The 14,715-nt window shown below is 71.7% G+C and carries 14 protein-coding genes; 2 read left to right on the forward strand and 12 right to left on the reverse strand.

The features are described 5' to 3' along the window. Positions 1 to 46 precede the first annotated feature (46 nt). A complete protein-coding gene (locus WMF17_RS37460; RefSeq protein WP_437598171.1) occupies positions 47 to 592 on the forward strand; it encodes a hypothetical protein in 546 nt (181 codons plus the stop codon). Between the two features lie 33 nt (positions 593 to 625). Here the strand turns inward: WMF17_RS37460 and cysK are convergent, their stop codons facing one another. Both cysK and WMF17_RS37470 read right to left on the reverse strand, forming a co-directional pair. Further along, a complete protein-coding gene (gene cysK, locus WMF17_RS37465) occupies positions 626 to 1,582 on the reverse strand; it encodes a cysteine synthase A (protein ID WP_437645778.1) in 957 nt (318 codons plus the stop codon). A gap of 51 nt (positions 1,583 to 1,633) precedes the next feature. Then, positions 1,634 to 2,704: a sulfate/molybdate ABC transporter ATP-binding protein gene (locus WMF17_RS37470; protein WP_437598174.1), complete on the reverse strand. Its 1,071-nt coding sequence runs from the start codon at positions 2,702 to 2,704 to the stop codon at positions 1,634 to 1,636. 365 nt (positions 2,705 to 3,069) lie between these two features. Here WMF17_RS37470 and WMF17_RS37475 point away from each other — a divergent pair, with 365 nt between their 5' ends. Then, positions 3,070 to 4,017, forward strand: a complete 948-nt coding sequence (locus WMF17_RS37475; RefSeq protein WP_437645780.1) for an NAD-dependent epimerase/dehydratase family protein — start codon at positions 3,070 to 3,072, stop codon at positions 4,015 to 4,017. A gap of 459 nt (positions 4,018 to 4,476) precedes the next feature. Here the strand turns inward: WMF17_RS37475 and WMF17_RS37480 are convergent, their stop codons facing one another. The 10 genes from WMF17_RS37480 to WMF17_RS37525 form a co-directional block, all read right to left on the reverse strand. Beyond that, positions 4,477 to 5,253 carry a PP2C family protein-serine/threonine phosphatase gene (locus WMF17_RS37480; RefSeq protein ID WP_437645782.1) on the reverse strand — a complete coding sequence of 259 codons (777 nt, stop codon included), beginning with the start codon at positions 5,251 to 5,253 and terminating at the stop codon, positions 4,477 to 4,479. Positions 5,254 to 5,440: 187 nt separating this feature from the next. Then, on the reverse strand, positions 5,441 to 5,689 hold the full coding sequence (locus WMF17_RS37485) for a hypothetical protein (RefSeq protein WP_437598177.1): 249 nt from the start codon (positions 5,687 to 5,689) through the stop codon (positions 5,441 to 5,443). 470 nt (positions 5,690 to 6,159) lie between these two features. After that, the gene (locus WMF17_RS37490) at positions 6,160 to 7,710 is read right to left on the reverse strand and encodes a PGRS family protein (protein WP_437645784.1); all 1,551 of its coding nucleotides are present in this window, start codon (positions 7,708 to 7,710) and stop codon (positions 6,160 to 6,162) included. A 20-nt stretch (positions 7,711 to 7,730) separates the two neighbouring features. Continuing rightward, positions 7,731 to 8,840 (reverse strand): hypothetical protein, encoded by a 1,110-nt coding sequence (locus WMF17_RS37495; RefSeq protein WP_437598179.1) that lies wholly within the window; start codon positions 8,838 to 8,840, stop codon positions 7,731 to 7,733. 105 nt (positions 8,841 to 8,945) lie between these two features. Beyond that, complete coding sequence (locus WMF17_RS37500; RefSeq protein ID WP_437645786.1) at positions 8,946 to 9,194, reverse strand: PP2C family protein-serine/threonine phosphatase; 249 nt, start codon at positions 9,192 to 9,194, stop codon at positions 8,946 to 8,948. Then, positions 9,191 to 9,730 (reverse strand): PP2C family protein-serine/threonine phosphatase, encoded by a 540-nt coding sequence (locus WMF17_RS37505; RefSeq protein WP_437645788.1) that lies wholly within the window; start codon positions 9,728 to 9,730, stop codon positions 9,191 to 9,193. Before WMF17_RS37505 ends, WMF17_RS37500 begins: the two co-directional genes overlap by 4 nt. Positions 9,731 to 9,853: 123 nt before the next feature. Beyond that, entirely contained in the window at positions 9,854 to 10,237 is a 384-nt protein-coding gene (locus WMF17_RS37510; RefSeq protein WP_437645790.1) for a hypothetical protein, read from the reverse strand. A gap of 5 nt (positions 10,238 to 10,242) precedes the next feature. After that, a complete protein-coding gene (locus tag WMF17_RS37515; protein WP_437645792.1) occupies positions 10,243 to 11,829 on the reverse strand; it encodes a hypothetical protein in 1,587 nt (528 codons plus the stop codon). A 149-nt stretch (positions 11,830 to 11,978) separates the two neighbouring features. Further along, a complete protein-coding gene (locus tag WMF17_RS37520; RefSeq protein WP_437645794.1) occupies positions 11,979 to 13,094 on the reverse strand; it encodes a hypothetical protein in 1,116 nt (371 codons plus the stop codon). Between the two features lie 201 nt (positions 13,095 to 13,295). Continuing rightward, positions 13,296 to 14,699 (reverse strand): PGRS family protein, encoded by a 1,404-nt coding sequence (locus tag WMF17_RS37525; RefSeq protein WP_437645796.1) that lies wholly within the window; start codon positions 14,697 to 14,699, stop codon positions 13,296 to 13,298. Positions 14,700 to 14,715: the final 16 nt, after the last annotated feature.

Here is a 14,715-nt window from a genome sequence, read left to right on the forward strand (position 1 = left end):
GGGCCGAGGCGCGAGGCGGCGGACGCCGCCATGCTATGTTTCATGAATGAGCATGCTTATCCGGATCTGTCGCCGTGCCGTCGCCTCGCTCTTCCTCACCGCGCGCACCGGCGCGGCCCTCACCGCGGCTCTGGCGCTCGGCGCGAGCGCCTGTGCCACGGTGGCCGGCGAGCATGAGGTAGAGACAAAATTCCTCGTCAAGCCGACCTCGCTGTCGACCTTCTCCGGATGGAGCGAGGTCTCCGTCTCGCAGGACCCGAATTCCGTCGACGGCGCTGAGCTCAGGTTCATCCGGCTCGAAGCGCGCGACAACAACGTGCCGGACCTGACGTTCATCAAGAGCATCACGGCCGAGGCCGTCGTCGACGGCGTCGCGACCGTGGTCGCCAAGAAGGCGCCGATGCCTGCCGGCGAGCGCATCGTCCCGCTGGATCGCGCCTATCACGGCGACATCCGGAAATTCTTCTATGACGACGCCGAGAATGACGGTTACACGGTGCACGTCGACTGGCACGGCGAGGTCGATCTGACGAAGACGATCCCGCCGGAGGGCGTGTGGATGAGGGTCATCGTCGCCATCCGCGTCGAGTGATCGCGCCGAGGCGCGGCTGCCTTCCCTGGGCCCTCAGCGGGGCACGGCCATGCGCGCGCAGCCGACGAGCTCCTTGAAGAGCGGCGAGGTGACGTACCGCTCCCCGCCGTCGGGCAGGATCACCACGATCTTCTTGCCCTGCATCTCGTCGCGCGCCGCGATCGACAGCGCCGCTGCCATCGCCGCGCCGCCGGAGATGCCGACGAGGATCCCCTCGGTCTTGGCGAGCCGGCGCGCGGCCTCGAAGGACTCGTCCTCGGACACGGGCACCACCTCGTCGATGAGCTCGCGCCGGAGGATCTTCGGGACGAAGCCCGCGCCGATGCCCTGGATGAGGTGCGCCCCCGCGCGGCCGCCGCTCAGCACGGCGGCGTTCTTCGGCTCGACCGCGATCATCTTCACGCCCGGCTTCTTCTGCTTGAGCACCTCGCCCACGCCGGTGATCGTCCCGCCGGTGCCCACGCCGGCGACCACGACGTCGACCGCCCCGTCCGTGTCGTCCCAGATCTCGCGCGCGGTCGTCACCCGGTGCGCGGCGGGGTTCGCCGGGTTCTCGAACTGCTGGAGCATCACCGCGCCCGGCATCTCCCCCACGATCTGGCGCGCCCGCGCGACGGCCTGCACCATCAGCGATCCGGGCGTCAGCAGCACCTCGACCCCGAACGCCCGGAGCAGCGCGATCCGCTCCGGGCTCATCGACTCGGGCATCGTGAGGATCAGCCGGTAGCCCTTGGCCGCGGCGATCATCGCCAGCGCGAGCCCCGTGTTGCCGCTCGTCGGCTCGACGAGGACGCTCCCGTGGGTCAGCCGGCCCTGCCGCTCGGCGTCCTCGATCATCGCGAGGCCGATGCGATCCTTGACGCTGCCGCCGGGGTTCCGGCTCTCGATCTTGCCGATCAGCTCGGCGCGCAGCCCCTTGCCCGCAGAGCTCAGGCGAACGAGGGGGGTGTGCCCGATCGTCGCCGCGATGTTGTCGAAGATTGAACTCACGTGCCCGCCTCCGTGATGGCCCCCGCCCAGGCGGAACCGCCCGCCGGGTGGCTAGATGGAGTAGTCTTGCACGAAGATCTTCGCATCACGGAGATTTACAAGCACCCTGTCGCCTTCGGACAGGGCGAGCTCGGCGACGCGGTCCTTGGTCAGCTCGACGGAGAGCGGCTGGCCATCGGAGAGGCGGAGCTCCGCCTTGACCATCCATCCGACCCGCGACAGCCGCTCGACGCGCGCCATGCTGGCGTCGTCGGCGCCGGCCGCGCGCGACGAGTCGGGCCGGGCTTGGAGCTCGATGTCGTGCGGCCGCACGAAGGCGTGCACGCTCGCGCCGTTGCCCGTCCCGGGGGGGGCGTGCACCGCGAGGGTCCCGAGCGCGGCCTGGCCGTCGCGGACCTCCCCCTTGAGCACGTTGATCGACCCGACGAAGCTCGCCACGAACTCGGTCGCCGGCCGGTCGTAGATCTCCTCGGGCGAGCCGATCTGCTCGACCCGCCCCTTGTGCAGCACGATGACCCGGTCGGCGAGGTCCATCGCCTCTTCCTGGTCGTGGGTCACGAAGACGCTCGTGATCCCTCGCTCCTTGTGGAGCCTGCGGATCCACTCGCGCAGCTCGAGGCGCACCTTGGCGTCGAGCGCACCGAACGGCTCGTCGAGCAGGAGCAGCGACGAGCCTGGCGCGAGCGCGCGCGCCAGCGCGACCCGCTGCCGCTGGCCGCCGGACAGCTCGTGCGGGAACCGGCCGCCGAGCCCCTCGAGCTGCACGAGGCCGAGGAGCTCGTCGACGGTGGCCGCGATCTCCTTGCGGGGCCGCTTCCGGATCGTGAGGCCGAAGGCGATGTTGTCGCGCACGTTCATGTGCCTGAACAGGGCGTAGCTCTGGAACACGAAGCCGATGTTCCGGTCCTGCACCCGGGTGTGCGTCGCGTTCTTGCCGTTCAGGATCACCTCGCCCGAGTCGGGGCTCTCGAGCCCGGCGATGATGCGCAGGACGGTGCTCTTGCCCCCTCCGCTCGGCCCCAGCAGCGCGACCAGGGCGCCGCCCTCGATCTCGAACGAGACGTCGTCGACCACCTTGTTCGGACCGAACCGCTTCGTGAGCTGCTCGACAACAATTCCCATAAGCGACAGCTAGCCTTCTGCCCTGTCTCTCGCGCGCGCCTCGGACAGAAAAAACCCAGGGCGCCCGAGCGCGGCCCAGCGTCGCTCGCCGGACGGGGAGGCGCAACCAGATTCAGAAATATACATCGGAAAGGTGGGTGTATTTGCAAAAAGCGCCTCGCCTGCGCTCCGGCCCACGCTGCTGGAGCTCGCTCGGCCGCGGGCGCGCGCGTCGCGCAGCGGGGCGGCAGCCGGCCCAATGGACGGGCTGAAGTGCTAGCATCGCCGCGCCGCGACGCGGCAGGACCGGGACGGGAGGCCGCAGGGCGGCAGGACGAGGCGGCGGGCCGCGCGGCGCGGCGCGGCGGGACCAGGACGGGAGACGGATGCGTTGTCTGGTGACTGGGGTGGCCGGGTTCATCGGCGCCCACCTGGCGGAGCGGCTGGTCGAGCTCGGGCATGAGGTGCTCGGGGTGGATCGCTTCACCGACTACTACGCCCGCGAGCTCAAGGAAGGGAACCTGGCCCGGCTGCTCGGCGAGCCGCGCTTCTCTCTCTCGACGGCCGATCTCGCGACGGACGACCTGCGCCCGCTGCTCTCGGCGCGCGAGGTGGTCTTCCACCAGGCGGCGCAGGCGGGGGTGCGCCCGAGCTGGGGGCAGAGCTTCGAGGGCTACCTGCGCGACAACGTGCTCGCGACGCAGCGGCTGCTGGAGGCGGCGAGGGCGCACGGCCGGGTGCGCAAGCTCGTCTATGCCTCGTCGTCCTCCGTGTACGGCGATGCGGACGACGTCCCCATGCGCGAGTCCAGCCGGACCGCCCCTCACTCGCCCTACGGGGTGACGAAGCTCGCGGCCGAGCATCTCTGCGAGCTGTACCGGCGCAACTTCGGCTTGCCGACGATCTCGCTCCGGTACTTCACGGTGTACGGCCCCGGGCAGCGGCCCGACATGGCGTTTCACCGGTTCATCGCCGCCGTGCTGAAGGGCGAGGCGGTCCGCGTGCACGGTGACGGCGAGCAGACGCGCGATTTCACGTACGTGAGCGACGTGGTGCAGGCCAACGTCGAGGCGATGGAGGGCGGGGCGGTCGGCGTGCTCAACATCGGCGGCGGCTCGCGGGTGAGCCTGAACGAGGCGCTCGGGCTGCTCGGGGAGCTCGCCGGGCCGGTGCGCGTGGAGCGGGGAGAGCCGCAGGCCGGCGACGTCCGGCACACCTGGGCCGACACGACGGCGGCGCGGTCGGCCCTCGGATATGTGCCCCGGGTGCCCCTTCGCGAGGGGCTCGCCGCCCAGGTGGCCTGGCAGTCGCGGAGGCTCGGGCTCACCCGGTAGCGGGGCCCGGCGCGCCCTGATGGGCCGGCGGGTTCCGATGGGGGGACGAGAGCGACGACGCGGGGGACGAAAGCGACAACGTCGCGGCGCTGCTCCCACGAGCGTTGCGTTGAAGACGCAAAAAAGGAGGATCTGCTGCGCTGGGCTGCCGTCTGCGACCTTTGGATAACATCCAGACTTTAGGTCCGGTACGGATCGGGTCTATTCAGCAGATCATCGGCCTCTCCGCCGGCGCCTTCGCACGCCACATACGCAGGGTTGTGGCGAAGTTGTAAGCGCCTGACAGCCCACCGATCCGCGTCGCCGCGGCAGGTAAGGGGATAGCGCTCGATCGCGGTGCGTGTCGATCCTTTTCCGACCACGGCTCGCGCAATTTGCGTCGCGGACGCCATTGCGATCCGAGCCGTTATTTTCTCATACCGATCGTCGTGCGTCGCGCCGCGGTTGCCGTCCATCGCGTCACCCGCCTCCGAGGCGCGCCAGCACGCACGTCACGTTGTCCGGCCCGCCGTGCTCGTTCGCGAGGTCGACGAGCAGGCTGGCCGCGAGGCTCAGCTCCTGGTGCGCCTGCAGGACCCCCGCGATTTGCCCCTCCGTCACCGGCCCCCAGAGCCCATCCGAGCACAGGAGGAAGACGTCGCCCGGCTCTGTCGCTTCCACGCGCGACGCGATCGCCACGCTCTCGTCGCACCCGAGCGCCCGTGTCACGGCGCTCGCCCGATCGCTCAGCGCCTCGAGCGCTGCCAGCGCGCCGTCGCCGTCGCGGAGCAGCTCCTCGAGCAGCGAGTGGTCCCGCGTCAGCCGCTCCAGGTTTCCTCCGCGCATCCGGTACACGCGCGAGCCGCCCACGTGCGCGATGTACGCCATCCCCGGCCCGAGCAGCACGCCGGCGAAGGTCGTCGCCATGCCGCGCCGTTCGGGCTGCTGCTGACTCGCCTCGTAGATCGCCCGATTCGCGCGGCGCACGCTCAGCACGAGCCGCACCTCGTCCCGGTCGTGCGGGCTCGCCGCGCCGTACGGCCATGTGTCCTCCAGGTTTGCTTCTTCCTCGAAGCAGCTCTTGACCACCTCGATCGCCATGCGCGACGCCACCTCTCCGGCCGCGTTGCCTCCCAGGCTATCGGCCACCATGAACAGCCCGAGGCACGGCAGCGCCGCGAAGCTGTCCTCGTTGTGGCGCCGTCGCCGCCCCACGTCCGACTGCGCTGCCGCCTCGATGGCGAGCCTTGGATACACGATCGTCCTCCTCGCACGCTCGCCGCCAGGGCGAGCCGAGCCAAGGCGCGCTGGGATGCAGGGCGCCGGGTCCTTCTATCGTGGGCAGCGCGCCGCGGCGCTGCCGCGGTGGTTCAGCGCGCGCGAGCCGTCATCTCCGCGCTTGCGTGCTCTCCTGAACGGGCGCCCTCGCAGCGGCGCCCTTCGATCATTCGTGCTCGTCGTCGTGCAGCGGGAGCTTGGGTCGCGTCCCGGACGGCGGCGTGAGCTCCTCCACCGGCTCCCCTCGAGCGGCTCGCTCTGCTCTGCAGAGCGGGCAACCGTGCTCCGGGTCCCAGTCGACGTCCTCGAGCCCCAGCTTCCGCACCATCGAAAGCTCCCACATCATCATCCGGCTCACGTGGGTCACGTTGCCCGATCGATGCATGCCGTTGCCACGGAACCGCCGCTTGGCCATGTGCGCTCCTCGTGAGGTGAGGGTGCCCATTCTGCCGCCGACGAATCGGCTCACCAAGCGTTCTTTCGCCGAAACCGGCGGCCACGCACTGACTTACGTTTAGCTGCGTTAAATTGTCATGAAATGACATGTTCAATCTCATTTCTCCCAGGACTCGTCGGTCGCGAAGTTCCAGCAGATTCCGCTCGCTCCTCTCCGCGGGCGCTCATCGCCGCTGCCGAGCAACACCGACATCGCCAGCCACCCCGCGTGCAGCTCTCGCCTCACGGTCGCTTCCTCATCCGTGCAAAGTCCGCCATCCACGTGCTCGCTCCTGGCTCTCCCGCCGCGCTCGCTGTCCCGCCGCGCGCGCACACGCCCGCCGGTCGTCGCGCCGGCCGTGGCGCGCCGTGTCGTTCCTCGTCCTCGCCGCCCCACTCCACGCGGCCGCCGCGGCGGAGCTCCGCCGCAGCGCGCGCCGCTCGCCTACCTCAGAACGCCCGCACCTCGACCTTCACGCCCGCGGCGCCCTCCCCCTCCGCGTTCGCGCCCGCGCCGCCGGGGCCCGCCTCGCTCACCTCGATCGTCACCCCCTGCGTCGATGGCATCGCGCCCTTGTACGCGATCCCGATCGCGTGCCCGCCCTGGCCGCCTCCACCGGAACCGCCCGGGCCTCCCTTGCCGCCCGCTCCTCCGGCGCATGCGTCGTTCAACGCCGTCGCGCCCTCGGTCTTCGTGCCGCCGGGACCTCCGGCGCCTCCTTCGCCGCCTTCCTGCCCGGCTCCGCCCTTGCCGCCCGCTCCGCCGCGCCCCGTCTTCAGCTTCACGTCCTCGAAGCTCAGCGCCGCGTTCAGGCTAAGCAGCGCGATGCTCGACCCGCCGGCTCCGCCGCCCCGGCCACCTGCACCGCCGCAGCCGCCCGCGCCTCCCGAGCCGCCGCTCGCCCCGCCGGCCGACGCTTCGTTCGGGCACTTGTCTGCGCCTGCGCCGCCCTTCGCTCCGCCTCCTCCGCCTCCGCCTTGCGCCGTGCCGCCCTTCGCGCCGTCGCGGCCGGTGGCACCGGTGAAGCCGCTGGCGCTGATCTCTCCGAGGCCCGTCGCGCCTGCACCAGGCCCGCCCTCGGTGCCGTTCTCTCCAGCGGTCCCTTCGGTGCACACGTCTGCCCCCTCGCCTTTGCCTCCGTTCACCGATCTCTCTGGCGTGCCCGGTGAGCCTGCGCCGCCCGGGTTCTCCTGGCCGATGCCGCCAGCACCTCCGAGCGAATCGTCGCTCGGGTCGTCCGGCGTGCCGCAGTCGTTCTTGACCGATAGCCCACCCAGCGACGCAGCGGCCGAACATGCTTCGGTTCCTTCGTTCCCCGTCGCGTCCCCCATCGCCCTCGTCTCGTACGCAGCGCCTTCCGCTCCCGCAGCCGCGTCCCCCGCCTCCAGCACGCACCGCACGAGCTCCACGTTCGCCTCTTCCGCCACCGCCGCGATCGACGACACCCCCGCGAGCCGCTCGTCCTCCGCCTCGATCCCGCGCGCCTGCACGTGCACGTCCTCCACCCGCACGCTCGCCTCGGCTCCCCCGCCGCGCATCACCAGCGGCACCTCTCCCGCCCCCGCCGTCAGCGTCGTCTTCTTCTCCCCGCCGACCCAGCCCCAGCCGTTCGCGCAGTCCAGGCCTCCGTAGATCGTCACCCCCGGCGTCACCTCCACCGCCTCCTCGAACGCCTCCGCGCACGCGTACACCCGGCGCGTCCGGCTCTCCTCCGCCAGCGCAAGCGCTGCCCGCAGCGTCCGCACCGGCGCCTCCTTCGTCGCAGCGTTCCCGTCTGCGCCCGACCCCGACACGAACACCCCGCACGCGTTGTCCACCGCGCTCACGGTCTCGCTCGGGATGCACACCACGGGCGTCTCGTCCCATCGCCCGCGGTGATACTCGCACGTGAGCGTGAACTCGCAGTCGTCCGCGTCGTTGCTCCATAGAGCCTCGCAGGCACTCGCTTCGATGGCGAGCCCCAGAGCACCGAGCGCCCAAGCCCTTCTCCGCCTTCTCATCGCGCCTCTCCCTGTTCTCCTCACCACGAGCCCACCACGGCGATGCTTGCACCGCCCGCACCCAGCCCAGTCCCAGCCTCCAAAGAGACCGCGCGCGCTGGTCGCCCTCCGGGCCAGATGGCGTACGTCAACGCAGCTATCGCCAGCGCGCCCGAGGCCACGTAGGCAAGACGCGCCGCATTCGCGTGAACGTCGACACGCGCTGCTGTCCTGCGGAGCTCTCTGCATGCAAGGGCGTGATCGTCTGGGGCGTCGATGCACGCACCGCCGGCTTGCCAGAGCGCTGTTCGCTGCGCGCGCATGTCCGCGCTCGCCCCGTTCGACGCCACCGTGAACCCTGCCGCCGCCCCGAGCCCCACCACGCTCGCCGCGCCCAGCGCGATCACCGGCGCCCAGCTCCGCGGCTCCTCCGCCCTCGCCCCCGCCGCGGGCGCCTTCGGCTTCGCGTCCCCGATCAGCAGCGCGCTCGCCGCTCCTGACCGCATCGCCGCCTTCGGCTTCAACTCCGTCGTGATCTCCTCGCGCGACCCCGCCACCGCCGCCACCGGGATCACCGCCTCCTCGTACCCCGCGTGCCGCAGCACCAGCAGGTGCTGCCCTGGCTCCACGTAGAGGTCGTGCTTCGCCTCCTCCTCCGGCACGCGCTGGCCGTCGAGGAACACCGCCGCGCCCGCGACGTTCGTCACGCGCACACGCAGCGTCCCCACCTGCGCCTTCGCCTCCGCCAGCAGCGCCTCCATCCGCGCAACCTTCTCCGGCTCGATCTCAGGCCCCACCGTGCGTACCCCGAACGCCACGTGCTTCGCCGCCGACGCGGGCTTGTTCAGCAGCAGCTGCACGTGCCCGAGATTCGTCGCGATGTCGTACGACTTCATCCGCGCCCACGCCCGCAGGTACAAGAGCTCCGCTTCCTCCAGCCGGCCTGCCAACTGCGCCGTCCGGCCCTCCTCGAAGTCACGCGCCGCGCGGTCACGCTCGCTCTCCTCGCTCGACCCCGCCGCCGCCCCCTCCTCTCCGCGCGCGCTCGTCGTCGCCGCCGTGCTTCCGAGCAACAACGACATCGCCAGCCAACCCGCGTGCAGCTCTCGCCTCACCGTCGCTTCCTCGCCCTCGCAAAGTCCGTCATCCACGTGCCCGCTCCTCGCTCGGCGCGCTCGCTGTCCCGCCGCCTGCGCACACGCTCGGGTCTTGGTGCGCCCGTAACGGGAGGCAGCAACGCGTCATCACCGCGCACGTCACCCGCCCCCGAGGCGTACCAGCACGCATGTCACGTTGTCCGGACCCCCACACTCGTTGGCGATGTCGACCAGCAGGCTCGCCGCGAGGCTCAGGTCCCGGTGCTTCCCCAGCACGCCCGCGATCCGCGCCTCGGGCACCGGGCCCCACAGCCCGTCCGAGCACACGAGGAACACGTCGCCCGGCTGCGTCGCATCCACACGCGACTCGATCTCCACGCTCTCGTCGCACCCCAGCGCCCGCGTCACCGCGTCACCGCGTCCGCACGGCCGTTCAGCGCCTCTAGCGCTGCCAGTGCGCCGTCGCCCTCGCTCAGCAGCTCCTCCAGCAGAGTGTGGTCTCGCGTCAGCCGTTCCAGCTTGCCGCCACGCATCCGGTACACCCGCGTGTCGCCCACGTGCGCGATGTACGCCATCCCCGCCCCGAGCAGCACGCCCGCAAACGTCGTCGCCATGCCGCGCGTCTGCTCTTGCCGCTGGCTCGCGTCGTAGATCGCCCGGTTTGCCCTCCGCACGCTCAGCACCAGCCGCACCTCGTCCCGGTCGCGCGCCGGCGCCGTGCCGTAAGGCCAGGTGTCCTCGAGCTCTTCGTCCTCTTCGAAGCAGCTCTTCACGACCTCGATGGCCATCCGGGACGCGACCTCTCCGGCCGCGTTGCCGCCCAGCCCGTCGGCCACCATGAACAGCCCGAGGCACGGCAGCGCCGCGAAGCTGTCCTCGTTGTTGCTCCGGCGCCGGCCCACGTCCGACTGCGCTGCTGCCTCGATGGCGAGCGTTGGATACACCTTCGTCCTCCTCGCGCGCTCGTCGTCAGGACGAGCCGAGCTGTGGCGCGCCAACCTCCGCGGCGCGCGTTTCCCTCGATGTGATCAGGCCGCGACGCGCGCGGCCTTCGCTACGTCGCTACCTCAGCACAGCCGCAGCGCCGCCAGCACCACGCCGCACACGAGCCCCACGACGAGGAGCACCGCGCCGACCTGCGCCAGGCGCGACTTGCTGCGCTGCTCGGCCTCCGCCGGCGCCATGCTCACCCACGCTTCGTTGTCCGCCTCCTGCTCGGCGGCTCGCTCCTCGGCCGCCCACTTCTCCACCCAGCCAGCGAACTGCACCAGGCACGCCTCCATCCGGGCGTCCTCGATCCCGTCGATCTCCATCACCCGTCGCGCACGCACCTCGGCGAGCCGCTTCTTCTCCGCCTTCGGCGTCGTCGCGCACCACACCGGATCGCTCCACGGAGCCAGAGAGACCGATGGGTCCTTCAGCGCGGCGGTGATGTCCTTCGGTGCCTTCATCGTGCTCACCCTCCACACGGCGACTGCGCCGCGAAATCCCAGCAAATACCAGCGCTCCCCGGCACGCCGGCGCTCTCCAACGGGCCGCCGGGCGCGGCGTTGCCGCCGTCGCCGGCCGTGCCGGGCGTGAATTGCACCGCTGGTGCTGCGTTCGGGGCCGCCGCATAGGCGATGCCTACGGCGTGGCCGCCTCGACCGCCAGCGCCGGGGCCTCCCGCTCCGCCTTGGCCGCCATCGCCACCACGGCAGCCCCGGGTTGACGGTGGTGTTTCCGATGCAGTTCCGCCGGCAGCGCCGATGCCGCCGTCGGCACCGTTGTGTCCGGCGACTCCGGCGCCGCCCTTGCCGGCCTTGCCCACCGTCACAGTCACGTCCCTCAGCACCAGCCTCGTCCCGAGGCTGAGGATGCCGACGCTCGACCCGCCGGCCTTGCCACCGCCGCCGCCTTTGCCGCCGCAGCCGCCGGCCCCGCCTCCGCCGCCGCTCGCGCCGGGGCCCTCACCAGTGTCCTCGCCGGCCTTGCAGAAAAGCCCTGCTTTCGCTCCACCGCCACCACCGCCCCCTTGACCGCGACCGCCCGTCGTGCCGTGCGTACCGTCGCCGCCCACAACGCCGGTCAACGCGAGCGTCGTGCTGCTTCCGGCAGTGCCAGCAACGCCGGCAGCACCTGACACGCCATCCTCTCCACGCCGGCATTCACCAGCCGCATCGGTTTGGCCGACACCGCCGAGCCCCTTGTTGTTCGGGTTCTCCTCTGGCAACGGCGCGCCGTCCTCCCCGCGTTGCCCGTTGCCCTCATCCATCCCGGGGTTTCCTCCGCGCCCGCCTCGACCGCCGCGCGTCTCGCCGTCCTCGCACGTCGTCACGCCGGGTTCTCCGTCGAGGACGAGGCCGCAAGCGTTCCCCACCGCCCCCGCCGCTGCTCCCGCCTGTGGCGCCTCCGCCGGCGTCTCGCCCTTCGCGCCATCCATCCCATCGCCCGCGGTCACGTCCACCTGCACGAGTTCCGCGTCGACGTCCGCCACCGCCACGCCGATCGACGATCCGCCGGGCTCCGTCGCGCTCGCCGCGCGCACCGCGAAGCTCCGCACCTTCGCCCCGCTCGCACCCTCTGTCAGCGTGAGCGCGATCTCGTCCGCGGGCCCCTCGATCGCGCTCCGCGCGCTGGCGCTCCACGTCCACCCCGCGCCGCAGTCGAAGCCCCCGATCACCTCGACCCCCGCGCCGATCGTCACGCTCTCGGCGAACGCCTCGCCAGCGCACGCGAGCACCCGCTTGCCGTTCGCGTTCGCGATCGCCTCCCCGAGCGACGCGTACGGCCTCGCCTTCGTCCCGTCGCCATCAGGCTCCGCGCTCGCGCTCGCGCTCGCGAACACCGCGCATTCATCGATCACCGCGCCGGCATCTTGCGCTGGATCGGCGTCGCATGCTGGGTTGCCGTTACCGCCGCCACCGCCGCTACCCGCCGGCACAGCGTCGAGACACACGCCCAGCAGGCACTCCGGTGGCTGGACGAAGCATCCTGCTCCGCTCGCGCCGAGCACCACGCCGAACGTCACGATTGCCCCGCCCCTCCATCGCGCGCCTTGCATCGCAGATATCCTCGAAGAAGGCCGGATGCCCTGACTGGACTTCGGGCACGTTGCCACCGGCGTCACGCTAGCCTGTCCCGTCGACGCCATCTTCCCAGCCCCGCAATCTCTCGCGTCCATGCGCTCCATGCACCGCCTCTTTCGCCGCACTACCACGCGCTCGTCACCACGAGACCGCCCCCGTGTACCGCCAACATCGGGCTCACCTTCACGCTCCCCGCCCGCTCGGGAGGCACCTTCGCCAGCCAGGCATAGGCTGCCGTTCCCAGGCCCACCGTCCCCGCACCAATCCAGCTCCAGATCGCCGCATTCCACAGCCCGGATGCGTCGTCGTAGCGCTCCACCGCATCACGGCAGCTCAGAGTGCGCTGCCCCGCGGCGCACACATAAACGCCTCCCTCGCGCCTCAACTCGTCTCGTTGGTCACTGGCGGCGGACCACTTGCTTGCGGCCACCACCGCCAACACCGTCCCGACGCCGGCTGCAACGCCAGCCGCAACCACGCCACCCGTGATCACCGCCGTCCTCGGCCCGCCGGCCCGCTCCTCCGCCCTCGCCCCCGCCGCGGGCGCCTTCGTCTTCGCGTCCCCCATCCCCGGCGCGCTCGCCGCTCCCGGCCTCGCCGCTCCCGGCCCCGCCGCCACCGGCGCCTTCTCCGCCTTCGGCTTCAGCTCCGGCTCGATCGTCTCCGTCATCCGCGGCGCCGCAAGCACCCCCAGATGCTCGTCCTCGTACCCGGCCCGCCGGATCACCAGCAGGTGCGGCCCGGGCTCCAGGTAGAGCTCGTGCTTCACCTCCTCCGCCGGCACGCGCTCGAGGTCCACGAACACCTCCACGTCCGCCACGTTCTTCACCCGCACCCGCAACGTCCCCACCTGCGCCTTCGCCGCCTCAAGCAGCGCCAGCATCCGCGCAAGCCGCTCCGGCTCGATCTCCGGACCGACCGTCCGCACGCCGAACGCCAGGTGCTTCGCCGCCGACGCGGGCTTGTTCAGCAACAGCTGCACCTGCCCGAGGTTCGCCGCGATGTCGTACGACTTCATCCTCCTCCACGCCCGCAGGTACAAGAGCTCCGCTTCCTCCAACTGGCCCGCCAGGTGCGCCCTTCGGCCTTGCTCGAAGTCACGCACCGCGCGCTCTCGCTCGCTCTCCGCGCTCGGCCTCGCCTCCGCTCGCTCCTGCTCTCCGCGGACGCTGCTCGTCGCTGCCGTGCTCCCGAGCAGCACCGACATCGCAAGCCACCCCGCCTGAAGCTCTCGCCTCACGGTCGCTTCCTCGTCCTCGCAACGTCCGCCATCCACCTGCTGCTCCTCGCTCGCTCTCCGCGCTCGGCCTCTCGCCGCGCGCACACGTCCGCCGCTCGTCGCGCCAGGTCCAGCGCGCCGTCTCGCTCGTCGTCTTCTCCGGCCCGCTCCACGCTGCTGCTGCGCAGCCTCCGCAGCAGCAGCGCGGCTCACGCGCTCACGTCAGAACGCCTGCACCTCGGCCTTCACCCCCGCCGCTCCCTCACCCTCGGCGTTCGCTCCCGTGCTGCCGGGCCCCGCTTCGCCGAGCTCGATCGTCGCTCCTTGCGCCGGCGGCGCCGCGCCCCTGTACGCGATCCCCAGCGCGTGCCCGCCGCGACCGCCGCCTCCTTGACCACCCGGGCCTCCCTTGCCACCGGGACCGCCAGCACACGCATCGTTGAGCGCTCTCGCATCTTCAAGCTTCTTGCCGCCGGGACCGCCGGCTCCTCCAGCTCCGCCATCCTGCCCAGCGCCGCCCTTGCCGCCGGCTCCGCCGTGCCCCGTCTTCAGCGTCACGTCCTCGAAGCTCAGCGTTGCGTTCAGGCTGAGCAGCGCAATGCTCGAACCGCCCGCTCCGCCGCCTCGCCCGCCGGCGCCACCGCAACCGCCCGCGCCTCCAGAGCCGCCGCTCGCGCCTCCGGCCGACTCGGCCAACATGCACTTGCCGTCGCCCGCGCCGCCCTTCGCTCCGCCGCCTCCACCTCCGCCTTGCGCGGTGCCGCCCTTGGTGCCGCTGCTGCCAGCGACGCCGGTGTAACCAGCTGCGCTGATCTCGCCGAGACCGCTCGCACCTGCTCCCGGCCCGCCCTCGGTGCCGTTCTCGCCTGCGATCCCGTCGGTGCAGACCATCGCCGCTTCCTCACCCTCACCCGTGCCGCCGTTCAGCGTTTCACCCGGCGAGCCTTTTACCCCCGGGACGCCGGTGTCCACTTCACCGTTTCCGCCAGAGCCTCCGCGCGAATCGTCGCTCGGGTCCTCCGGCGTGCCGCAGTCGTTCTTGACCGACGCCCCGCCGGACGTGCGGTCCCCCGAGCACGCCTGCTCTCCGGGCTTCCCGTCAGGGCTCCGCATCGCGCCGACCCCGTACGCGGCGCCCGCTTCCCCCGCCGCCGCATCGCCCGCCTCCAGCACGCACCGCACAAGCTCCACGCTCGCCTCTTCCGCCAGCGCCGCGATCGACGACACCCCCGCGAACGCCACCTGCTCGTCCGGCCCGACACCGCGCGCCTTCACGTGCACGTCCTCGATCCGCACGTCCCCCTCGCCTCCGCCTCCGCGCACCACCAGCGGGATCTCTCCAACCCGCGCCGTCAGCACCGTCTTCTTCTGCTCCCCGGCCCGGCCCCACCCGCTCGCACAGTCCAGGCCCCCGTAGATCGTCACCCCCTGCGTGACCTCCACCGCTTCCTCGAACGTCTCCGCGCACGCGTACACACGCCGCTTCCCGCGCTGCTCCGCGAGCGCCAGCGCCTCACGCAGCGTCTTCACAGGCGCATCCTTCGTCGCGGCGTGCTCGTCGTTCCCCGACGTCGACACGAACACCCCGCACACGTCGTCCACCGGGGTCGCGCTCTCGTTCGGCACGCAGTCGGAAGGCGTG

The sequence above is a fragment of the Sorangium sp. So ce362 genome (assembly GCF_051519845.1).
In the GTDB taxonomy this organism is placed as follows: Bacteria; Myxococcota_A; Polyangia; order Polyangiales; family Polyangiaceae; genus Sorangium.